Raw genomic sequence first — 22,332 nt, 5'->3', positions numbered from 1 at the left:
CTCTGGGACACAGACCCCTTCGACCCACAACGGCCAGCCCCGCAACTAGCGGACGGCTGGATCCTGCTCGACGAGATTCCCATCGAACGCAGACCCCGCCCCGAGGACCGTGTGGTCGCAAACAACCACGCACTCGACGACAAAGCGGCCCGCGGCCCGTGATGATCACGCAAGCCCGGCGCTTGCGCTCCCGGTCTCTTCCCACCAGCCATCGATGCGAGCGCCGAGATCCATATCGGTGGCCACCTCGGCAAGCGCAGCCGCCACGATGGAGGCCGGGGAGCGATCGAGCACCACGAGGCCGATAGCCGGTCGCGGTCCGTGCTGCACCAACGGTCGTGCCACGAAACCTGTTGGCACGCCCAGCCGCGGGAGCCACGCCGTGGAGGCGATGGTCGCGCGCCGCGAATGGGTCAGGTGGGCGTAGAGCGCGTCGACCGAATCCGCCTCTACCACCGGCCGATACTGCACGCCCTCTACGGCCATGTTGGCGTCGAGGATGCGCCGGTTGCGCATCGTGGTCGTCAGCAGGCACAGCTCCAGTGCCGCGGCATCCGACCAGCTCACCTCGGACGCGGACAACAGGCGGTCGTCGGCCGGCGCAACCAGAACGTAGCGCTCCCGGTACAACTCGACCGACCGCGTTCCCGGCGGAGCCTCGTCGTCCAGGTAGGTCAATCCGGCGTCGATCTCAAAATCCGCCAGTTGTCTGGCGATCTCGCGTGACGACAGAGCTGCGATACGCACTGACGCAGCGGGATTGCGGCGAAGGAACTCGGTGGTGAGGAACGGGCTGGCGGGTACCGCCGTCGGGATCGCGCCCAGCCGGGCGGTGACCGTCAACCGGCCACGCATACGTTCGAGGTCGGCGAGCATCTCGTCGCGTTCGGCGGTGATCCGCTGGGCCCAGGTCACCACTCGGCGCCCTTCCTCCGTGAAGCCCTCGAAGCGGTGGCCCCGCTGCACGATGACGATGCCGAGGTCGCGTTCGAGCCGGCGGATCGCCACCGACAGGGTCGGTTGACTCACATGGCACCGCGCGGCTGCCCGCGCGAAGTGCCGTTCGGCGGCGAGCGCCAGCAGGTAGTCGAGATGTTGCAGCTGCACGTCGGTCGCCATCGGTCCTCCGAATCGCCGGAACTTGATAGCTACGGTCTATCACTGCATGTGAAATGGCAATATCGCGCCACGTCAGCGACACGTGAGCCGACCGGATCACGGGCTAGATTGGGAGCATGAGCAGCACCGAGGACGTCATCGCCGACTACGACGATCACGACGTCGTCGCCTCCGGGGCCAAGCAGGAAGCCGCCGGGGTGAAGGCCGTCATGGTGTCGATGCAGCGCACCATCGAACAGATGGGGCCGCTGCGGACGGCGGCTGCGCTCACCCGGCTCAACCAGCGTCACGGTTTCGACTGCCCGGGCTGCGCCTGGCCCGAGGAACACGGCGGACGCAAGCTGGCCGAGTTCTGCGAGAACGGCGCCAAGGCGGTCGCCGAGGAAGCCACCAAACGCGTCGTCACACCGGAATTCTTCGCGAAGCACAGCGTCACCGAACTCGACACCAAACCCGAATACTGGTTGTCCCAACAAGGTCGGCTCACCCATCCGATGGTGTTGGCTCCGGGTCACGACCATTACCTGCCGATCTCGTGGGACAACGCCTACCGGTTGATCGCCGAGCATCTCAACGCCCTGGCCTCCCCCGACGAGGCGCTGTTCTACACATCCGGCCGCACGAGCAACGAGGCCGCCTTCCTCTACCAGCTGATGGTCCGCAGCTTCGGTACCAACAACCTGCCGGACTGCTCGAACATGTGCCACGAATCCTCAGGTACTGCACTGACCGATTCGATCGGCATCGGCAAGGGCTCGGTGACTGTCGAGGACGTCACCGAGGCCGATCTGATCTTGATCGCCGGGCAGAATCCGGGCACCAATCATCCACGCATGCTGTCGGTGTTGGAAAAGGCAAAAGCCAACGGCGCCAAGATCGTTGCCATCAACCCGCTACCCGAGGCCGGGCTGATCCGGTTCAAGGACCCCCAGAAGGTCCACGGTGTCGTCGGGCACGGTGTCCCGATCGCCGATGAGTTTGTCCAAATCCGCATCGGCGGCGACATGGCCCTGTTCGCCGGCTTGGGCCGGCTGCTGCTGGATGCCGAGGACGCTGCTCCCGGCACGGTGCTGGACCGGGAGTTCATCGAGGCCCACTGCGCAGGATTCGACGACTATGCACGTCAGACCCGCGCGGTCGACCTCGCCACCGTGACCGAGGCCAGCGGCATCGACGAGGCGCAACTGCGCCGGGTGGCCGACATGCTGATCACGTCCCAGCGCACGGTGATCTGCTGGGCGATGGGCCTGACCCAGCACCGCCACGCGGTGGCCACCATCGGCGAGGCCACAAACCTGCTGTTCATGCGGGGCATGATCGGCAAACGTGGCGCAGGCGTGTGCCCGGTGCGCGGACACTCCAACGTCCAGGGCGATCGGACCATGGGCATCTGGGAGAAGATGCCCGAGCCGTTCCTGGCCGCACTCGACAATCGGTTCGGCATCACCAGTCCGCGCAACCATGGCTACGACACCGTCGACGCCATCCGCGCCATGCGCGACGGTCGGGCCGGCGTGTTCATCGGCATGGGCGGCAACTTCGTGTCGGCCACCCCGGACACCGCCGTCACCGAGGCGGGCCTGCGTAGTTGTGCTCTGACGGTTCAGATTTCGACGAAGCTGAACCGCAGCCACCTGGTGCACGGCCGCACCGCACTGATCCTGCCCACGCTGGGCCGCACCGACAAAGATTTCCAGGCCGGCGGGAAACAGATGGTCTCCGTCGAGGATTCGATGTCGATGGTGCACCTGTCCCGCGGCAACCTCACCCCGCCGAGCCGGCACCTGCGCAGCGAGGTCGCGATCGTCTGTCAGTTGGCTCGCGAACTACTCGGCCCAGAGCATCCCGTGCCGTGGGAGCAGTTCAACGCCGACTACGACCGCATCCGGGACGCCATCGCCGACGTGGTGCCCGGCTGCGAGGACTACAACCGGAAGGTGCGTCAGCCTGACGGCTTCCAGCTGCCGCACCCACCGCGCGATTCCCGCGAATTCCGCACCACCACAGGTAAAGCCAACTTCTCGGTGCACCCGCTGGAATGGGTCCAGGTACCGCAAGGTCGCCTGATCCTGCAGACGCTGCGGAGCCACGACCAGTACAACACCACGATCTACGGCCTGGACGACCGCTACCGCGGCGTCAAGGGTGGCCGTCGGGTGGTGTTCGTCAACCCCGCCGACCTCGAAGCCATGGGTCTGGCCGTCGGCGACCGGGTCGATCTGGTGTCGGAGTTCGACGGACAGGAGCGCCGCGCGAAGGATTTCCTGATCGTCGAGTACTCCACCCCGAGAGGCAACGCCGCGGCCTACTACCCGGAGACCAATCCGTTGGTACCGCTCGATCACACAGCGAAGAAGTCGAATACGCCGGCGTCCAAGGCCGTCGTGATCCGGCTGGAGAAGGCCTGATGGGACGGGTGACCGCCCGCCGTCGCGCCCACCACGTCACCGGCGCGACGTCCGAGGCGCGACCCGAAACCCTGGTGGTCGAAGAACCGCTGGAGATCCGGGTCGACGGCACGCCCATCACCGTCACCATGCGCACCCCGGGCGCCGACATCGAGTTGGCGCAGGGCTTTCTGCTGACCGAGGGGTTGATCAGTCAGCGCGACGATCTGGTGTCGGTGCGCTACTGCCGTGGCGCCGAGGAAAACGGGGTCAACACCTACAACGTGCTGGACGCGACCTTGGCGCCACACGTTCCCAAGCCAGACGTTGACGTGACCCGCAACTTCTACACCACGTCGTCGTGCGGGGTGTGCGGCAAGGCGTCGCTCGAAGCGGTGCGGTTGAGCAGCAAGCATTGTCCCGGCGATGATCCGTCGACCGTCTCGGCCGATGTGCTCTCGGCGATGCCGGCACAGCTGCGCGCGGCCCAGAAGGTCTTCGCCAGTACCGGCGGTCTGCACGCCGCCGCGCTGTTCACCACCGACGGCACCACGCTGGTCGTCCGTGAGGACATCGGCAGGCACAACGCCGTCGACAAGGTGATCGGCTGGGCGCTGGAACACAATCGCGTGCCCTTGACCGCCACCGTTCTGCTCGTCAGCGGCCGGGCCTCGTTCGAGCTCACCCAGAAGGCGGTGATGGCGGGCATCCCGGTGCTGGCCGCGGTGTCGGCGCCTTCGTCGCTGGCCGTCGATCTGGCCAGTCAATCCGGATTGACCCTCGTGGCCTTCCTGCGCGGCGACTCGATGAACGTCTACACCCGGCCCGACCGCATCACCCGCTGAGAACTTCTCGAAATTGCACTCAGGGTCGTGATCCGGCTGGGATCACGACCCTGAGTGCTATCTCGACGTACCTAGGCGCTCTTGTCGCGGCGCTCGCTACGTGACGGCTTACGCGGCACGATGGTCGGCAGCACGTTGTCCTGCACGGTCTCCTTCGTGACGACCACCTTGGCGACATCGTCGCGGCTGGGGATGTCGTACATCACCGGCAGCAGGACCTCTTCCATGATGGCGCGCAGCCCACGGGCACCGGTGCCGCGGTGGATGGCCTGATCGGCAATCGCCTCCAGCGCCTCGTCGGTGAACTCCAGCTCGACGCCGTCCATCTCGAACAGCCGGACGTACTGCTTGACCAGTGCGTTCTTCGGCTCGGAGAGGATCTTGACCAGAGACTCTTTGTCCAGGTTGGTCACCGAGGCCACGACCGGCAGACGGCCGATGAACTCGGGGATCAGACCGAACTTGATCAGATCCTCGGGCATCACCTCGGCGAAGTGGTCCTGGGTGTCGATCTCGGCCTTGGACCGCACCTCGGCACCGAAGCCCAGGCCGCGCTTGCCGACCCGGTCCGAGACGATCTTCTCCAGGCCGGCGAACGCGCCCGCCACGATGAACAACACGTTGGTGGTGTCGATCTGGATGAATTCCTGATGCGGGTGCTTGCGACCGCCCTGCGGCGGCACCGACGCCTGCGTGCCTTCCAGGATCTTCAGCAGGGCCTGCTGCACACCCTCGCCGGAGACATCGCGCGTGATCGACGGGTTCTCGCTCTTACGGGCGATCTTGTCGACCTCGTCGATATAGATGATGCCCGTCTCGGCGCGTTTGACGTCGTAGTCGGCGGCTTGGATCAACTTGAGCAGGATGTTCTCGACGTCCTCGCCCACATACCCGGCCTCGGTCAGCGCCGTGGCGTCGGCAATGGCGAACGGCACGTTGAGCATCTTGGCCAACGTCTGGGCCAGGTAGGTCTTTCCGCAGCCGGTCGGGCCCAGCATCAGGATGTTCGACTTGGTCAGCTCAACCGGCTCGGCCCGCGAATCGCGGGACTTCTCCTGCGCCTGGATGCGCTTGTAGTGGTTGTAGACCGCCACCGCCAGCGTGCGCTTCGCGGTGTCCTGACCGATCACGTAACCCTCGAGGAAATCCCGGATCTCCGCGGGTTTGGGCAGCTCGTCGAGCTTGACGTCGTCAGCGTCGGCGAGTTCCTCCTCGATGATCTCGTTGCACAGATCGATGCACTCGTCGCAGATGTACACGCCCGGGCCGGCAATGAGCTTTTTGACCTGCTTCTGACTCTTGCCGCAGAACGAGCACTTCAGCAGGTCACCGCCGTCTCCAATGCGCGCCATGTGGGGGGGTCCTACTTCCTGTTCGCAGTCGGTCGTAACGCCACTTGCTGGGTTACCTCGGGCGTAAACCCGACGCTACCCGTTCGTTCCGTCGCGGTGCGACCGATAGGGCCGAATCGCTCCGGTGGTATTTGTTCATGTGCAGGAGAACATATCTCCCCTGGGGGCTCGTCACCCGTCGGCACGCTGACTGTGACCATGGCGTGTCGTCGTAAGGCGAGGGCGAACAGCCGCGCAACGTGGTCTGTACCTGGCATCCGCCGTGACCGACGATACCGGGCGCCGACGTTCGCGCAGGTCAAGTTCATTTCGTTCATTCCCTTTGACGACACACGCCCCGCACCGGCGGGGCCGGGCAGGGCGTGTGACATCCGAGCTTGGGTTATCGCCGGAAGGCGACGTCAGCTGTTCTGCGCGGACAACTTGCGGTATTCGAGCACCGTGTCGATGATCCCGTATTCCTTGGCCTGCTCGGCGGTGAGGATCTTGTCGCGGTCGGTGTCCTTGCGGACCTGCTCCGGATCCTTGCCGGTGTGACGGGCCAGGGTGGTCTCCATCAGGGTGCGCATCCGCTCGATCTCGGCGGCCTGGATCTCCAGATCGGAGAACTGACCCTGGATCACGCCGCCCAGCGAAGGCTGGTGGATCAGGACCCGGGCGTTGGGCAGGGCCAGGCGCTTGCCGGGGGTACCGGCAGCCAACAGCACCGCCGCGGCCGACGCCGCCTGACCCAGGCACACCGTCTGGATGTCGGCACGCACGTACTGCATGGTGTCGTAGATGGCCATCAGCGAGGTGAACGAGCCACCGGGCGAGTTGATGTACATCGTGATGTCGCGGTCGGGATCCAGCGACTCCAGCACCAGCAGCTGGGCCATGATGTCGTTGGCCGAGGCGTCGTCCACCTGCACGCCGAGGAAGATGATGCGTTCCTCGAACAGCTTGTTGTACGGGTTGGATTCCTTGACGCCGAAGCTGGAGTGCTCGATGAACGACGGCAGGATGTAGCGAGCCTGCGGCTGCACGCGGGCGTCCAATGCCGGATGAAGGTTCTCGGTCATTTGTCTAGTCCTGCCGTCGGGCCCGCACCGTTGAGGTTGGCACTGGTGATGATGTGATCGACGAAGCCGTACTCCAGCGCCTCCTGCGCGGTGAACCAGCGGTCACGATCGGAGTCGGCCTCGATCTGCTCGATGGACTTGCCGGTGAACTCCGCGTTCAGCCGGAACATCTCCTTCTTGATGACGTGGAACTGCTCAGCCTGGATGGCGATGTCCGCGGCGCTGCCGGTGACGCCGCCGAGCGGCTGGTGCATCAGAACCCGGGCGTGCGGCAAGGCATGACGCTTGCCCTTCGTACCGGCGGCGAGCAGGAACTCACCCATCGAGGCCGCCATGCCCATGGCGTAGGTGGCGACGTCGCACGGCGCCAGCACCATGGTGTCGTAGATGGCCATCCCGGCACTGATCGACCCGCCGGGCGAGTTGATGTAGAGGTGGATGTCCTTCGTCGGATCCTCCGCCGAAAGCAGAAGAATCTGCGCGCAGAGCTTGTTCGCGATGTCGTCGTCGACCTGTGACCCCAGGAAGATGATGCGCTCGGCGAGCAAGCGCTCATAGACAGAGTCGACGAGGCTGAACCCGCTCCCGTTCGAACGCATGTCAGTCACGACTGGATACCTGCTTTCTTCCACGTCTTTGATAAACGCATTGGCACTGACGACACTAACGAAACTGGGGCGTCACGCACTCCCGTACGGGGGCGCGTTCGCTCACAGCGTCACTCGGCGGTGTCGCTGTCCTTTTCGGCGTCGGCGTCGGCGGCCTCGTCGGCCGCCTCGTCACCATCGGTCTGCGACGTCTCGGACGGACCGAAGAACTCCGTGGTGTCGATCACGGTGCCGTCGGTGTCGGTGACGGTGGCGGCGTGCACCACCGCGGCGATGGTCAGCCCGCGACGCACGTCGGCGAACATGGCCGGCAGCTGGTTGTTCTGCTGCAGGATCTGGATCAGCTGCTGCGGCTCGATGCCGTACTGACGCGACATCAGCACCAGCCGCTCGGTGAGGTCGTTCTGGCCGACCTGGATGTCGAGCTTGTCGGCGACGGCATCCATCAGCAGCTGGGTCTTGACGGCCTTCTCGGCGTTGGCGCGGTTCTCGGCGTCGAATTCCTCACGGCTGCTGCCCTGTTCGGTCAGCTGCTCGGCGAACTTCTCTTCGTCGTGGTCGAGGCCGTGGATCGCGTTGTGCACAGCATCGTCGACCTGAGCCTGAACGATGTTCTCCGGCAACGGAACCTCGGTCTGCTCAAGCAGTGCCTCGATCGCCTTGTCACGGATCTGCTCGGCCTGCTGCACGTTCTTGACCCGCTTCACCTGCTCGACGAGACTTTCCTTGAGCTCGTCGATGGTGTCGAATTCGCTTGCCAGCTGGGCGAAGTCGTCATCAGCCTCGGGAAGCTCACGCTCCTTGACCGACTTGACGGTCACCGTCACCTCGGCGTCCTTGCCGGCATGCTCACCGGCGGCCAGCTTCGTGGTGAAAACCTTGGACTCGCCGACCTTCAGCCCGGTGATGGCCTCGTCCAGGCCTTCGATCAGCTGACCGGAACCGACCTCGTGCGACAGGCCCTCGGTGGCAGCCTCGGGCACCTCGGTGCCGTCGACAGTGGCCGACAGGTCGATCGAGACGAAGTCGCCCTCCTGTGCGCCGCGCTCGACGCCGGTCAGGGTCCCGAAGCGGGCCCGCAGCGACTGCAGCTCGGCGTCGACCTCGTCATCGCCCACCTGGATCGGATCGACGGTGATCTTCAGCGCGTCGAACTCGGGCAGGGTGATCTCGGGACGGACGTCGACCTCGGCGGTGAAGGCCAGCTCCTGGCCGTCCTCCAGCTTGGTCACCTCGATCTCGGGCTGCCCCAGCGGCTTGACGTCCGATGCGGTGACGGCCTCGCTGTAACGGCTCGGGAGCGCGTCGTTGACGACCTGCTCCAGGACCGCGCCGCGGCCGATGCGGGCCTCCAGCAGCTTGCGGGGGGCCTTGCCGGGACGGAAGCCGGGCAGGCGAACCTGCTGAGCCAGCGCCTTGAAGGCGCGATCGAAATCGGGCTCAAGCTCGGTGAAGGGCACCTCCACATTGATGCGCACCCGTGTGGGGCTCAACTGCTCGACCGTGCTCTTCACTCTTGTGCTCCTAGATATCTTTCTCTGGATGTCTTCGTCGTACCGGCGGTCGAGTCGGAGAGACGCGATTGGTTCTCTCTAACGACGCCCGTAGTTCGCGACCAGGGTAGTTGACTCGGCGCGACCCCCCGTAATCGGCATCCTTCCTCGTTACCGTCGCCGCCGTCCACCGCAGCGACCGGTTTTCGGCCTCTGGCCCGGAAGCCGCCGACGGCCAGGACCGTCAGCGAAACCGCCAGCAGTGCGTAGACCACCATGTCGAGCGCCGTCAGTCGCTCGCCGAGCAGCAATGCCACGCCGAACAACAGCACCGGTTCGACGTAGGTCAGCAGCCCGAAGACCGGCATGCTCAGCAGGCTGGAGGCCGCGACGTAGGCCGCCATCGCCACCGCGCCCGCCAGGCCCACCGCCACCACGGCGGCATATCCGGGGTACGACGACGCGCCGCGGCAGACGACGATGAGCACCACCGACACCGGAACCGTGAGCGCCACTTCCACCGGGAAGGCGGCGGGGTTGTCCAGACCGAAGCGCCGCCGCAGCGTGAAGTAGAGCGCATAGCCGATGCAGATGGTGAACGTGACCCATGAAACCGCTGATATCGAAACAACTTTCATTGCCACCGCCATGGCCGCCAACACCACCGCGGTCCACTGCAAACCCGATACCGGCTCCCTGAACCCGATCCGACCGACAAGCACCAAGACGATCGGCAACAGCAGATAGCCCAGCGACGTGTCGAGCGCGTGCCCGTGCACCGGGGCCCAACTGAACAACCACATCTGGGCTGCGACAAGGAAACTCGTCGCAGCGAACACGCCCGGCCGCCACCACGACCGGGTCAGCGTGCGCCACAACTCGCCGACTGACCGGCGTCCGGTCCGGCTGGCCAGCGCCAGGCAGTAGCACGCGGTCATGATGAGCATCCGCCAGCCGAACACCGCCTCGGGCGAGGCGTCGATGACGCCCGACAGATAGAAGATCAATCCGAACAGACCGCTGGCCAGTATCGACAGGCCCACTCCGCGGGCTTGAGGGGTCATTGCGGCCTTCGTCGAGGTGGTCGGGGTGACAGGATTTGAACCTGCGGCCTTCCGCTCCCAAAGCGGATGCGCTACCAAGCTGCGCTACACCCCGTGTGCTGATCGATCCGCAGGCGGCAACGTGCGAAAGGACCACGCGAGATACTACGGCCTGACCGCCTGCAGGCTCCAATTGGATTTGACCGGGGACTCACCGGTACAGTGCTGGTGCTGCACTTGCGGGCGTAGCTCAATGGTAGAGCCCTAGTCTTCCAAACTAGCTACGCGGGTTCGATTCCCGTCGCCCGCTCCACGAGAACCGCCCAGTTGGGCGGTTCTTTTGTTTCCCATCGGCTATCGGGAGCCGTTCGGTGGCGGCTCGATCGGTGCGAGCGAGATCGGCACCGTGTGGACGCCTGGACCCTCACCCGGGCATCCGGCTCCGTCGATGGTCAGGGTGCGCTCTCCGAAGAAGCTGCCGTCAGGGTTCGGAATCCAATAGTCCGAGCGATGAGCCGGTACAGCGCTACCGGGGTCGTTGCGATCACAAAAGTAGGGGTATTCGCCGCTGGTTTCCCACCGATCGTTGTTCCACCGGTACTCGTAGGCCAACGGCGCGCCGGGGTTGCGGGCATGGTCGTCGGTGTTGTCCATGCGCGCAACGCATCCGGCCGCGTCACAGTGGGTGGTGAATTCGACCGGCACGGTTATCGGATTCATCGGTGTCGGCGTGCCGTTGAACGTCTGCTTGGAAAAGTCGATGAACAGGTCGTACTGCCCGTACAGCGGCGGTGGCTCCGCTCGATCGGCATGACCGACCGGCGCCGTGCCACACAGGGCCCCTGCCGCCAGAATCCCGGCGAGCATCGATTTCATGGCGTCAGCCGTCCTTGTCGTCATCGCGGTGTGCCGCCTCGATCACTTCGGGCGGCACCGGCTTGGCGAGCCAGGCACGGATCCGCAACAACCCGCCGGCGATGACGCCGACGGCGAACACGCCGACAAGCACCCACAGGACGGCGGACATGAAGCCGATTATCCCGCGGTCACCGCGATCCACATCCGTTTCGAGCCAGCTCACGAGTAGGCCACTGCTGTGCATCGCATACATCTCGCCGCTGGTCGGCAGCGAAGAATTGGAGGAAAGTGGGGTACATCACACCGATGACAAGCAAATCGGTCTGAACGAAAGGCAACGAGATGATCGGTGCAATTATCAGCGCAATCGTCGTCGGAGCGATTATCGGCATCATTGCGCGGCTCATCATGCCCGGTAGGCAGAACGTGAGCGCCATCATGACGGTGCTGCTCGGCATCGCCGGAGCTCTGCTCGGTTCCTGGCTCACTTCCGCCTTCGGATACAGCAACTCGAACGGTGGGTTCCAGATCATCCCGTTCGTGGTCGGCGTCGTGGTGGCGATCGTGTTGATCGCGATCTACACCGGCCTCACGGGACGACGCGGCACCCCAGTCGGTCACTGACAGATCCCAGGCTCCGCCGATCTCCCCACGATCGGCGGAGCCGCCTTCTGCCTTGTTCCTGGCGTCGACTGCCGGGCGTGCGTCCGTTGCCTGCTTAGATCTTGTGATCGGGTCAGGTTTTTCGGCGACGGGGGCGCGCATGAACTATCCGCACGCAGGTCAGGGTTGGCAGCAGAGGCCGCCGCCGAACATGCCGCAGGCGTATGCCGGGCAGCACTATCCCCCGGCATTTCCGCCCGGCTATGCCCCGCCGGCACCGCCAAAGAAGAAAAAGACCTGGCTGTGGGTCCTCTTGGCGAATTTCGCGATCGTCATCGTGGTCGTCGGCGGTGGCTTCGCCTTCGTCGTCGTCAAGCCGAACGCGCATAACCGCGAGATGACCTTAACCTTGGAGATCGCAGGCACCGGCAGTGCAGGAGTCTGGTACACGCCCGACCTCACGGTGAAGCGGGTCGACCTGCCATGGCGCACAGAGATCACGATTCCGCAATCCGATAGCTTCGAGCTTGACGTCGCTCCTACCAACCATGACGCTGCCATCACCTGCACCGTGAGCATCGGCGGCAGGGAGGTCGTCACCAACACCTTGCAGCCCGCGGACAGCGGTGGGCTCCTCACATGCAAGGCGGAGTCGATAGCCAGACAACCTGTATCGGCCACCGGATGATCAACGTCCGCGCACTCGCTCGCCAAGAACGCCTGGACTTCGCCGACCTGCTCGACGAGCTGACCCCGCAGCAGTGGCAGGCACCGACACTGTGTGCGGGCTGGACGGTCCGCGACGTGGTCGCCCACACCATCGCCTATCTCGGGCAGAGCCGGCTGGGCCTGACTGCCGCGATGCTGGCCTCGCGCGGCCGGATCGACCGGCTCAACGACCGTGCGCTGCGGGCCGCCGTGCACGGGTCAGCCCGGTGATCGGCGGCGCCTGGCGCACCAGAGGTTTGCGGCTGATCGCGACCGACCTCGACTGGTCGGCCGGCCGTGGGCCCGAGGTTCACGGTCCCGGAGAGGCGTTGCTACTGGCGATGACCGGCCGCGTCGAAGCAGTTGCCGCCGAGCTGTCCGGGCCGGGCGTGGCCGACCTGTGTCGGCGATGACCGCGCCGATTTCCACCTGAGGGTCGCGGTTCGACAAGATCAACAACCCTGGTGTCGAAATCGGCGTAAAGGTGCGCAGTCGCAGGCACAAACGAGCAATGGTGCATCACGGCCCCATCTCGAATGGCTTGCGATCAGTGCTGTGGGGGGTGCTCATCGGTTGTGATCCGCCTACCGTGAGTAACGGGTGGGGTCCACCAGCCGATCTTGAACATGAAGTGCGCTGATCTTCGCGCATCGCCGCCGTAATGCCGCACCCGTGCAGGAGCCGTATGCCCGTAATGAGCCGCATCGCCGGCACGTGCGCACCGGAGTTCGACGGCGTCCGGCAGGCCTTCGAATCGAATTTCGTCGAGCGCAGTGAAGTCGGTGCCGCGGTCGCGGTCTTCGTCGAGGGCGATCTGGTGGTCAATCTCTGGGGTGGAACCGCCGATGCGGCCGGAACCCGACGGTGGCAGCAGGACACCTTGGCCAGCGTGTATTCCGGGTCCAAGGGTCTGGCGAGCACCTGCATCCACCTGCTGGCAGACCGCGGTGAGATCGACCTGAACGCGCCGGTGGCCCGGTACTGGCCCGAGTTCGGCCAGGCCGGAAAGCAGTCCATCACGATCGCGATGGTGCTCGGCCACCGTTCGGGGGTGATCGGCCCGCGGGAACCGATGGACTGGCATCAAGTGACCGACTGGGACGCGGTGTGCACGCGCATCGCCGCCGCGACGCCCTGGTGGCCCCCGGGCAGCGCGCAGGGCTATCAGGTGGTGACGTTCGGGTTCATCCTCGGCGAGGTGGTGCGTCGTGTCACCGGCCGAACCATGGGTCAGTATCTGCGCACCGAGATCGCCGAGCCGCTGGGCGCCGACATCTACATCGGGCTGCCGCCGGCTGAACATCACCGGTGCGCGGACATGGTGAACAAGCCGTCAGTGCGCAGTCTGCTGGCCGACAATGGGGTCAACGAACCGCCGGGCTCGCTCGGTGACCATCCCATGGCGGGCTGGGCCGTGTCGATGGATTTCGTGCCCGACGACGAGCTGGGCGTGCACGCCTTGGATGCCTGGCGCGCGGCCGAGTTCCCCAGCACCAACGCTCACGTCTCTGCACTGGGCATGGCGACGTTCTACAACGCGCTGGCCCAGGAGAAGCTGCTCAGCCGCGAGCACATGGAACGGTGCCGGGTCTCCCAAGGCGGATACGACGCCGATGTGGTCCTGGGGCCCCGGGTGGCCGATCACGGTTGGGGTTTGGGCTACATGCTCAATCAGCGCGGTGTGGCCGGGCCCAACACCGGCACATTTGGCCATGGCGGTTCCGGTGGCTCGTTCGCGTTCGTCGACCTGGAACACCGGATCGGCTACGCGTACGTGATGAACTACTTCGACGCCACCAAATGCAACGCGGACCCGCGAACCGTCGCGTTGTCCAATGAGGTCTACTCCGCTCTCGGCGTAATTTGAATTCGCTCTTCAGACCCGGGTTTCGGCGTTTTCCGTCGGTACGCTGGGTGCCATGAACGGCGTCTTGCTGGTACTCATCGTCCTTGTCATCGCCGCGATCGCGTTCGCTGTCTACAGCTCGTCGCAGGCGAGCAGCCGTCGTTCCGCGGAGTCCCTGGCCGATGCCAAGGCTGATGCCCGTCGGCTCATCGAACGCCTCGGCGGGCAGGTGCTCAACCTCACCGGCTCGGACGACGCGTCCAAGCAGGCCATGGCCGATGCCTCTGAGCGCTACACCGCGGCATCCTCGCAAATCGATCAAGCCACCACGGCCAAGCAGGCCCTGCTGGCCAAGGAAAGCGCCATCGAGGGGCTGTACTACGTGCGGGCGGCGCGCACCGCGATGGGCATGGATCCGGGTCCGGAACTCGAGTCGCTGAGTGGGCAGCGTTCGGCCGGCGCCGTCACCGAGGATCGGCGGATCAACTTCGAGGGCCGCGAGATCGAAGCCTCCCCGGCTCCGTCGCAGCGAACCCCGAACTACTACCCCGGCGGCCGGGTGGCCGGCCGCCCGGTGCCGGCCGGCTGGTACTCCGAACCGTGGTGGAAGCCGGCTCTGGTGGCCGGTGCCTGGGGCCTGGGTTCGGTGCTGCTGTTCGACGCGTTGTTCTCGGGTATGCACGGGGTCGACTACGGCGCGCATGGCTTCGAAAGTGGTTACGGTGACGGCTATTCCGACGGTTTCGCCGCCGGCCAGGACGGTGGCTTCGACGGTGGCGACGCCGGCAGCGGTGACTGGGGTGGTACCGACGCCGGCGGCTGGGACGGCGGCGGTTTCGACGATGGCGGGTTCGGCGATTTCGGTGGAGACTTCGGCGGGTTCTGACCCGCTGCAAGGCCTTAGAGGCGGCTCTCCAGTCGCGCCGAGACACCGGCCTCCTGCAGGTCAAGACGCTCGAGCATCGCACGCACCGCCTCGTCCTCGATCCGGCCTTCGTCCCGCTCGGCGATCAACGCGCCACGTTGGGCGGCGAGTACGTCGCGATAGAGGCCCGAGAACACCGCGGCCCGTTTGGTGAGCGCTTCGGGGTCGGGCATCTCGTCGGCGTCCTGGGAATGGCGTGCGATCACCGCGCGAATCTCGGTCACCACACCGGGATCCAGACCTGCCGGCGGATCGGCCTCGAACGCGTCGAGCACCTCGTCGGCCGCATCATGTACCACCTGCTCGGCCTTGATCTCCTCTTCCCGGTCCGCGGCGTGGTCGTCACAGAACCGCGACAGGTTCAGCCGACGGATCAGCACCGGCAGCGTCCACCCCTGGATCAACAGGGTGCCCACGCTCACCGCGAAGGCGATGGCCTGGATCGTGGCGCGTTCGGGAAACGGCTCACCGGAGGCGGTGTTGGCCGGGATCGCGGCCGCCGCGGCGAGGGTCACCACGCCGCGCATCCCGGTCCAGGACACGACGACGCTCTCCCGCCAACTCAGTGACCGACAGTCGATCATTCTGCGCCAGCGCGCCTTGGGTTTTCGGTTGCGCATGTTCGGGGTGGCGAACTTGCTCTCCACGTGGCTGGACAGCTTGTTGCGTCCGAACATCAGGAACACCGACAGGGGACGGATCATCAGCACGATCAGCAGCACGATGATCGAGGCCACCGCGACCACCGCCAGCGATTCGTGGGCTTCGTTGAGGTCCTGCAGCACGAACCGCAAATGCAGCCCGATGTAGGCGAATACGAACGCCTCCAGCAGCACGTCCACCGAATTCCAGACGTAGCGTTCCTGCAGCCGTGTCTGGTAGCCGGCACCCATCGCACCGTTGCCGACCACGAAGCCGGCCACCACCACGGCCAGCACACCGGAGGCATGGAACTCCTCGGCGGTGATGAACGCGGCGAACGGAACCACCAGTCCCTGCACGGTTTCCAGGCCAGGATTGTCCAGGTGCTTGCGGATCCACAACGTCACGTAGCCCAGCAGGGCGCCCACCAAGGGCCCGACCGTGGCGCTGTATCCGAAGAGCAGAAACGGATTTTCGATGAAGGTGTGACTGCCGGCCACCTGCGCCACGGCGATGGAGAACAGGGTCAGTGCGGCCGCGTCGTTGATCAGGCTTTCGCCGGTGAGGATGGCCATCACCCGCTTGGGCAGACCGAGTTTGCGGCCCACCGCCACGGCGGTGACGGCGTCGGGTGGCGCGACGATGGCGCCCAGCACCAACGCCAACCCGAACGTCAACGGCACCAGTACCAACCACGATGACACCGCGGCGACCGCGAAGGCCGTCACGACGACCAGTCCGACGCCGAGACCCAGGATCGGCCGGATGTTGCGGAAGAACGTCGGGAACGAAAAATCCAGCGCCGCCGAATACAGCAGCGGCGGAAGGACGACCGTCAGCAGAATGTGCGAATCCAGTTCGGGCGGTTCGAAGCCGGGAAGGAACGACACCGCACTGCCGATCACCACGATGATCAGTGCAGGTTCCATCCCGCGTCGGTGGGCGATTGCGGTGACGAGGATGGCTCCGACGACGACGAGGATCAATTCCACCCGACGATTGTCCCGTGCCGTCGTCGGGCGCGCGCAGTCACACCTGGCAGCCGGGGCACCAGAACAGGTTGCGCCCCTCCAGTTCTGCGGTGCGCACTCCGGCACCGCACACCCGGCAGGCCTCGCCGGCCCGACGATAGACGTAGGTGCGGGGCCGGCCGGGGCCGTAGGACGGGGCACCGTGATCGTGCTCGGGGCGGACGACGACGATCTTGCCGCGTCGTACCCCGACCTTCATGAGCGCGACGAGATCGGCCCACATGTCAGCGAACTCGGTCTGCTCGATGTGGGTGCCGAGCCGGTAGGGATCGATGTGATGACGGAACAGCAGCTCGCTGCGGTACACATTGCCGACCCCGGCAATCACCGACTGGTCCATCAGCAGTGCGCCGATCGACCTGCGGGACTTGCTGATTCGTGCCCATGCCAACGCCGGGTCGGCATCGTTGCGTAACGGGTCGGGACCGAGTCGGGCCACCACGTCGGCAATCTCGGGTTCGGCGATCACTTCACAGCGGGTGGGGCCACGCAGGTCGGTGCCGTACTCGGCGCCCACGATCCGCATCCGGACCTGCCCGACCGGCAACCCCAGCGGGACCGGCGCTTCGGTGAATGTGCCGTACAGGCCGAGGTGGATGTGTACCACCCGGCCACCGTCGTAGTGGTGGAACAGGTGCTTGCCCCAGGCCGAGGCCTTGGTGAACACGTGCCCGTTGACCGCGGCCGCACCGTCGGCGAACCGGCCCTGTGGGCTGGACACCGCCACCGGCGCCCGGCCGAACCTCTTCTGGTGCAGCCGAGCCAGCCGGTGCAGGGTGTGCCCTTCGGGCACGGTCAGGCGCCGGGAACCGGTGGGGCCACGTGGTCCTTCTCGTAGGCCGCCAGGATGTCGATGCGGCGCTGGTGCCGCTCGGCCTCCGACCACGGGGTGGCCAGGAACGCGTCGACGATGGCCAGCGCCTCTTCGGTGCTGTGCATGCGACCGCCGATGCCGATCAGCTGCGCGTTGTTGTGCTGGCGCGCCAGCTCGGCGGTTTCGACACTCCAGGCCAAGGCGCACCGGGCCCCGGGCACCTTGTTCGCCGCGATCTGTTCACCGTTGCCCGAACCGCCGAGCACGATGCCCAGGCTGCCGGGGTCGGCCACGGTCCTGGCGGCCGCAGCGATACAGAACGCCGGGTAGTCGTCCTCGGCGTCGTAGCTGAAGGCGCCACAGTCCACCGGCTCGTGGCCGTTCTTGGTCAGATGCTCAAGGATCGCTTGCTTGAGTTCGTAGCCGGCGTGGTCGGCACCGAGGTAGACGCGCATGCCGGTCATTCTCGCAGACGAGCCTCGGCGCGCTTCCGCTCAGTCGAACTCCGGGCGCTCGGTGCGCGAGCGCTTGAGCTCCCAGAAATGCGGGTACGACGCGAATGTCACCGAGGCGTCCCACAGCTTGCCGGCCTCTTCGCCGCGCGGGATCTTGGACAGCACCGGACCGAAGAATGCCACGCCGTTGACGTGGATTGTCGGCGTGCCGACGTCCTCGCCGACGGCGTCCATGCCGGCGTGGTGGCTCTTGCGCAGCGCCTCGTCGTACTTGTCGGTGGTGGCGGCCTCGGCGAGTTCTGCCGGCAGACCGACCTCCTCGAGCGACTGCGCGATGACCTGATCGAGGTCCTTGTTGTCCTGGTTGTGAATCCGCACGCCCATCGCGGTGTAGAGGGGACCCAGGATCTCCGGGCCCTTGAGCTGCTCGGCGGCGATGGCGACGCGCACCGGGCCCCAGGCCCGCTTCATCAGTTCCTGGTAGTTCTCGTCGAGGTCACGACCCTCGTTGAGCACCGCCAGGCTCATCACGTGGAATTGCACGTCGATGTCGCGTACCTGCTGGACTTCCAGGATCCATCGGGACGTGATCCAGCACCACGGGCACAGCGGGTCGAACCAGAAACCGGCTACGTCTTTCTGAGCCATCAATACGTCCTCTCGATGTGGTTCACGGCACAACTGCGTTCAGCACAACTGTGCACCCTCGCCGACATGTTCCCGATCTCCGGTAACTATTCCGGGCGGTGTTCCGACAACCTTTTCGACAACGCGGTCGTATCGGTGTCTACTTGCACCTACACGTCACGACAGCGACACAGGAAACGCATAGTGCGCGAATTTTACCGAACCGTGTTGTTCCTGTGACCCTGGTCAACAACTGTGGCCAAAGTGAGCAGAGCGTCCTACGAGTTCTGCGTGATAGCTGAGGAGCTTTGATATGGCCGTTCGCGCTCTCCTGACCACCGCAGGGGCCGTCGCCGCCGCACTCGTGTTGGCCGTCCCGGCCCAGGCCGATCCGGTTCCGCCGGTGCCGACCGACCCCACCGACAACTCGTTCCTGAACGCCCTGAACGACGCCGGCGTCGGCTATGGCGATCCGGGTGCGGCCGTCCAGATGGGTCAGGATGTCTGTCCCATGCTGGTCGAGCCCGGTAAGGACTTCGCGTCGGTGGCCTCGCAGATGCGCGGTGACGGCGGCATGTCCCCGCAGATGGCCTCGTTCTTCACCGGCATCGCGATCCAGATGTACTGCCCGCAGATGATGTCGTCGATCAGCGACGGTTCCATCCTGAACAACCTGGGCGCACTGAACGGACTGGCCGGCCTCGCCGGCTTCCCCCAGTAGCCCGGCTCGAGCGGACGTCCAGCCACTAGGTTGGACGGGTGGCACTTCCCAATCTCACCCGCGATCAGGCTGTCGAGCGCGCAGCCCTGGTCACCGTCGACAACTACCGCGTCGTCCTGGACCTGACCGACGGTGACGGCAATCCCGGCGAGCGCACCTTCCGGTCCACCACGACCGTGGCGTTCGATGCCCTCGCCGGCGCCGACACCTTCATCGACCTGGCGGCCGACAAGATCCACAGCGCGACGCTTAACGGCAAGCCCCTCGACGTCTCGGCCTACGACGAATCCACCGGCATCGCCCTGACCGGGCTGGCCGCGCAGAACGTCCTCGTGGTCGATGCCGACTGCCTCTACTCGAACACCGGCGAGGGCCTGCACCGCTTCGTCGACCCCGTCGACAATGAGGTTTACCTCTACTCACAATTCGAGACCGCCGATGCCAAGCGGATGTTCACCTGCTTCGACCAGCCCGACCTCAAGGCGACGTTCGACGTCCAGGTGACCGCGCCCACGCACTGGCAGGTGATCTCCAACGGAGCCACGACCTCGGCCGAACGTGACGGTGCGGTCACCGTGCACACCTTCGCCACCACCCCGAAGATGAGCACCTACCTGGCCGCGCTGATCGCCGGGCCGTACGCGGTGTGGCGCGACTCGTATTCCGACTCCCACGGCGAGATCCCGCTGGGCATCTTCTGCCGGGCCTCGCTGGCCGAATTCATGGACGCCGAGCGGCTGTTCACCGAGACCAAACAAGGTTTCGGCTTCTACCACAACAACTTCGGCGTGCCCTATGCGTTCGGCAAGTACGACCAGTTGTTCGTGCCGGAGTTCAACGCCGGCGCGATGGAGAACGCCGGCGCGGTCACTTTCCTGGAGGATTACGTCTTCCGCTCCAAGGTGACCCGGGCCTCCTACGAGCGCCGCGCCGAGACCGTCCTGCACGAGATGGCCCACATGTGGTTCGGCGACCTGGTCACTATGCAGTGGTGGGATGACCTGTGGCTCAACGAGTCCTTCGCCACCTTCGCCTCGGTGCTGTGCCAGGCCGAGGCCACCGAATACGACACGGCCTGGACGACATTCGCCAACGTGGAGAAGTCCTGGGCCTACCGCCAGGACCAGCTGCCCTCGACGCATCCGGTCGCCGCCGACATCCCCGATCTGGCCGCTGTCGAGGTCAATTTCGACGGCATCACCTACGCCAAGGGCGCCAGCGTTCTCAAGCAGCTCGTGGCCTACGTGGGCCTGCAGGAGTTCCTGGCCGGGCTGCGGGATTACTTCCGCGACCACGCGTTCGGTAACGCCACGTTCGGCGATCTGCTCGGAGCGCTGGAGAAGGCGTCCGGCCGCGACCTGTCCGGCTGGGGCCAACAGTGGCTCAAGACAACGGGTCTGAACACTCTGCGGGCCGATTTCGCCACCGACGAGGCGGGCGCGTTCACCCGCTTCGCCATTGCGCAGTCGGGCGCCGCTCCCGGCGCCGGTGAGACCCGCGTGCACCGGCTGGCAGTCGGTATCTATGACGACGACCCGGCCGGATCGGGCAAGCTCGTGCGGGTGCATCGCGAAGAGCTCGATGTCGAAGGCCCGGCCACGGAAGTCCCTGCGCTCGTTGGCCTCTCGCGAGGAAAACTGGTGCTGGTCAACGACGACGACCTGACCTACTGCTCGCTGCGGCTGGACCCGGCCTCGCTGTCGACCGTGCTGTCCCGTATCGCCGACATCGCCGATCCGCTCCCCCGCACGCTGGCCTGGTCGGCGGCCTGGGAGATGACCCGGGAGGCCGAGATGAAGGCCCGCGACTTCGTCGCGCTGGTGATGAGCGGCGTGCACGCCGAGACCGAAGTCGGTGTGGCACAGCGGTTGTTGATGCAGGCTCAGACCGCGCTGGGCTCCTACGCCGACCCGGAGTGGGCCAGGGAAACCGGTTGGCCGGCCTTCGCCGATGCGTTGCTCGACCTGGCGGGCCGCTCCGCCGCCGGTTCGGATCACCAGCTCGCGTTCGTCAACGCGTTGTGCGCCTCGGTGCTGTCACCGAATCATCTCGCCGTGCTGTCGACACTGCTCGACAACGAACCCGCCGCGGTGAATCTGCCCGGCCTGGTGATCGACACCGATCTGCGTTGGCGGATCGTCACCGCGCTGGCCCGGTCCGGTCAGGTCGACGCCGACGGTCCCGAGACGCCGTTCATCGACGCCGAAGCCGAGAACGACCCGACCGCGGCAGGCAGGCGTCATGCCGCAGCGGCCTCGGCGGCCCGTCCCCAGGACGAGGTGAAGTCCGCGGCGTGGCAACAGGTCATCGAGGATGACACGCTGGCCAACATCACCACCCGCGCGATCGTCGGCGGCTTCGTGCAGCCCGGACAGAACGAATTGTTGACGCCGTTCGCCACGCAGTACTTCGCGGCCATCTCCGGGGTGTGGGCCCGACGGTCCAGCGAGGTCGCCCAGACCGTGGTGATCGGGCTCTACCCGTCATGGGACATCAGTCGGAACGGACTGGACGCGGCCGACGCCTTCCTGTCCGACCCGGAGGTGCCACCGGCGCTGCGTCGACTGGTGGTGGAGGGTCGCGCCGGGGTGGAGCGCGCCTTGCGGGCCCGTGCCTTCGACGTGAGCTGATCTGCACCGCGAGCGTGCGTGTCTGCCGCCCGACACGCCGTGCCAGAGCGACATTCTGCGCACGCTCGCGGTCCTACGCTGTGCCGGTGGCGGTCAGTAGAACCCGCGCGGCACGGGCTGCCCGCAAACGTAAACGGCGGATGGACCTCGTCGTCCACGATCTCACCGACGATCAGTGGGACACGATCAAGACGGCGTGGGGCGGATGTGCCTACTGCGGCAATGTTGCGGGGCCGTTCCAGAAGGACTGCGTGATGGCCATCTCGCGGGGCGGTCGGTACACCATGGACAACGTGGTGCCGGCCTGCGCCTCATGCAATGCCAGCAAGTGCAATTTCGAGGTCAGCACCTGGATGCGACGCAAGCGGCTCGACGAGCGCGCATTCTTGACCCGCTACGTGGAGATCCGCAATGAACTGACCGGTTGAAAACAGCCGTAAAAAGCAGCGAGCGTGGGGGGGGGGGGGGGGGGCGCCCCCCCCCCCCCCGGGGACGCGGGGAAAGGAGAAAAGGGGGGGAAAACCACCCCCCCCCACCCCCCCCCCCCACCAGACAGCCCGCCGC

21 protein-coding genes, 2 tRNA genes and 1 pseudogene are annotated in these 22,332 nt (G+C 65.8%); 11 read left to right on the top strand and 13 right to left on the bottom strand.

What is annotated here, in order from left to right; all coding sequences use genetic code 11:
• Positions 1 to 165: 165 nt before the first annotated feature.
• Entirely contained in the window at positions 166 to 1,119 is a 954-nt protein-coding gene (locus tag A5740_RS26665) for a LysR family transcriptional regulator (protein WP_076199220.1), read from the bottom strand.
• Between the two features lie 116 nt (positions 1,120 to 1,235).
• On the opposite strand from A5740_RS26665, the gene A5740_RS26660 reads away from it, so the two are divergent.
• Positions 1,236 to 3,527 (top strand): FdhF/YdeP family oxidoreductase, encoded by a 2,292-nt coding sequence (locus tag A5740_RS26660; RefSeq protein ID WP_076199218.1) that lies wholly within the window; start codon positions 1,236 to 1,238, stop codon positions 3,525 to 3,527.
• Positions 3,527 to 4,351, top strand: a complete 825-nt coding sequence (fdhD, locus tag A5740_RS26655; RefSeq protein ID WP_076199216.1) for a formate dehydrogenase accessory sulfurtransferase FdhD — start codon at positions 3,527 to 3,529, stop codon at positions 4,349 to 4,351. Before A5740_RS26660 ends, fdhD begins: the two co-directional genes overlap by 1 nt.
• A gap of 71 nt (positions 4,352 to 4,422) precedes the next feature.
• On the opposite strand, the gene clpX is transcribed toward fdhD, so the two are convergent.
• From clpX to A5740_RS26625, 6 genes are all read right to left on the bottom strand, one after another.
• Positions 4,423 to 5,703, bottom strand: coding sequence for an ATP-dependent Clp protease ATP-binding subunit ClpX (gene clpX, locus A5740_RS26650; protein ID WP_076199214.1), 1,281 nt, complete (start codon positions 5,701 to 5,703; stop codon positions 4,423 to 4,425).
• 401 nt (positions 5,704 to 6,104) lie between these two features.
• Complete coding sequence (locus A5740_RS26645; protein WP_076199212.1) at positions 6,105 to 6,764, bottom strand: ATP-dependent Clp protease proteolytic subunit; 660 nt, start codon at positions 6,762 to 6,764, stop codon at positions 6,105 to 6,107.
• Positions 6,761 to 7,363, bottom strand: a complete 603-nt coding sequence (locus tag A5740_RS26640; protein ID WP_003879922.1) for an ATP-dependent Clp protease proteolytic subunit — start codon at positions 7,361 to 7,363, stop codon at positions 6,761 to 6,763. The genes A5740_RS26645 and A5740_RS26640 overlap by 4 nt, the downstream gene beginning before the upstream one ends.
• Before the next feature lie 119 nt (positions 7,364 to 7,482).
• Positions 7,483 to 8,886, bottom strand: a complete 1,404-nt coding sequence (gene tig / locus A5740_RS26635) for a trigger factor (protein ID WP_076199210.1) — start codon at positions 8,884 to 8,886, stop codon at positions 7,483 to 7,485.
• Positions 8,883 to 9,929 (bottom strand): EamA family transporter, encoded by a 1,047-nt coding sequence (locus A5740_RS26630; RefSeq protein WP_175616375.1) that lies wholly within the window; start codon positions 9,927 to 9,929, stop codon positions 8,883 to 8,885. Before A5740_RS26630 ends, tig begins: the two co-directional genes overlap by 4 nt.
• Before the next feature lie 17 nt (positions 9,930 to 9,946).
• Positions 9,947 to 10,023 (bottom strand) — tRNA-Pro (locus A5740_RS26625).
• 124 nt (positions 10,024 to 10,147) lie between these two features.
• Here A5740_RS26625 and A5740_RS26620 point away from each other — a divergent pair.
• A tRNA-Gly gene (locus A5740_RS26620) sits at positions 10,148 to 10,221 on the top strand.
• A 41-nt stretch (positions 10,222 to 10,262) separates the two neighbouring features.
• Here A5740_RS26620 and A5740_RS26615 read toward each other — a convergent pair.
• Positions 10,263 to 10,784, bottom strand: coding sequence for a hypothetical protein (locus A5740_RS26615; protein ID WP_076199206.1), 522 nt, complete (start codon positions 10,782 to 10,784; stop codon positions 10,263 to 10,265).
• Between the two features lie 4 nt (positions 10,785 to 10,788).
• Positions 10,789 to 10,935, bottom strand: a complete 147-nt coding sequence (locus tag A5740_RS28885; RefSeq protein WP_175616374.1) for a hypothetical protein — start codon at positions 10,933 to 10,935, stop codon at positions 10,789 to 10,791.
• A 173-nt stretch (positions 10,936 to 11,108) separates the two neighbouring features.
• On the opposite strand from A5740_RS28885, the gene A5740_RS26605 reads away from it, so the two are divergent.
• The 5 genes and pseudogenes from A5740_RS26605 (at position 11,109) to A5740_RS26585 (ending at position 14,809) form a co-directional block, all read left to right on the top strand.
• Complete coding sequence (locus A5740_RS26605; protein ID WP_076199202.1) at positions 11,109 to 11,390, top strand: GlsB/YeaQ/YmgE family stress response membrane protein; 282 nt, start codon at positions 11,109 to 11,111, stop codon at positions 11,388 to 11,390.
• 139 nt (positions 11,391 to 11,529) lie between these two features.
• The gene (locus tag A5740_RS26600) at positions 11,530 to 12,057 is read left to right on the top strand and encodes a hypothetical protein (protein WP_139335366.1); all 528 of its coding nucleotides are present in this window, start codon (positions 11,530 to 11,532) and stop codon (positions 12,055 to 12,057) included.
• Positions 12,054 to 12,490 (top strand): annotated as a pseudogene (locus tag A5740_RS26595) (maleylpyruvate isomerase family mycothiol-dependent enzyme). The gene A5740_RS26600 and the pseudogene A5740_RS26595 overlap by 4 nt, the downstream one beginning before the upstream one ends.
• A 272-nt stretch (positions 12,491 to 12,762) precedes the next feature.
• Entirely contained in the window at positions 12,763 to 13,944 is a 1,182-nt protein-coding gene (locus tag A5740_RS26590; RefSeq protein ID WP_076199198.1) for a serine hydrolase domain-containing protein, read from the top strand.
• A 52-nt stretch (positions 13,945 to 13,996) separates the two neighbouring features.
• Positions 13,997 to 14,809 carry a hypothetical protein gene (locus A5740_RS26585; protein ID WP_076199196.1) on the top strand — a complete coding sequence of 271 codons (813 nt, stop codon included), beginning with the start codon at positions 13,997 to 13,999 and terminating at the stop codon, positions 14,807 to 14,809.
• A 14-nt stretch (positions 14,810 to 14,823) separates the two neighbouring features.
• Here the strand turns inward: A5740_RS26585 and A5740_RS26580 are convergent, their stop codons facing one another.
• Genes A5740_RS26580 through A5740_RS26565 form a run of 4 tightly spaced genes read right to left on the bottom strand, consistent with a single transcriptional unit; the run spans position 14,824 to position 18,438 of the window.
• Positions 14,824 to 16,482: a sodium:proton antiporter gene (locus A5740_RS26580; RefSeq protein ID WP_076199194.1), complete on the bottom strand. Its 1,659-nt coding sequence runs from the start codon at positions 16,480 to 16,482 to the stop codon at positions 14,824 to 14,826.
• A gap of 37 nt (positions 16,483 to 16,519) precedes the next feature.
• Positions 16,520 to 17,314, bottom strand: coding sequence for an Fpg/Nei family DNA glycosylase (locus tag A5740_RS26575; RefSeq protein WP_076199192.1), 795 nt, complete (start codon positions 17,312 to 17,314; stop codon positions 16,520 to 16,522).
• Positions 17,315 to 17,316: 2 nt separating this feature from the next.
• Entirely contained in the window at positions 17,317 to 17,790 is a 474-nt protein-coding gene (locus tag A5740_RS26570; protein WP_076199222.1) for a ribose-5-phosphate isomerase, read from the bottom strand.
• 39 nt (positions 17,791 to 17,829) lie between these two features.
• A complete protein-coding gene (locus A5740_RS26565; protein ID WP_076199190.1) occupies positions 17,830 to 18,438 on the bottom strand; it encodes a DsbA family protein in 609 nt (202 codons plus the stop codon).
• Positions 18,439 to 18,730: 292 nt separating this feature from the next.
• On the opposite strand from A5740_RS26565, the gene A5740_RS26560 reads away from it, so the two are divergent.
• From A5740_RS26560 to A5740_RS26550, 3 genes are all read left to right on the top strand, one after another.
• Positions 18,731 to 19,138, top strand: a complete 408-nt coding sequence (locus tag A5740_RS26560) for a DUF732 domain-containing protein (RefSeq protein ID WP_076199188.1) — start codon at positions 18,731 to 18,733, stop codon at positions 19,136 to 19,138.
• A gap of 38 nt (positions 19,139 to 19,176) precedes the next feature.
• A complete protein-coding gene (gene pepN, locus A5740_RS26555) occupies positions 19,177 to 21,768 on the top strand; it encodes an aminopeptidase N (RefSeq protein WP_076199186.1) in 2,592 nt (863 codons plus the stop codon).
• 86 nt (positions 21,769 to 21,854) lie between these two features.
• The gene (locus tag A5740_RS26550) at positions 21,855 to 22,196 is read left to right on the top strand and encodes an HNH endonuclease (protein WP_083654454.1); all 342 of its coding nucleotides are present in this window, start codon (positions 21,855 to 21,857) and stop codon (positions 22,194 to 22,196) included.
• Positions 22,197 to 22,332: the final 136 nt, after the last annotated feature.

The organism is Mycobacterium sp. GA-1841, from assembly GCF_001954135.1.
Taxonomy (GTDB): domain Bacteria; phylum Actinomycetota; class Actinomycetes; order Mycobacteriales; family Mycobacteriaceae; genus Mycobacterium.
This window is presented reverse-complemented; position numbering and strand designations above follow the sequence as displayed.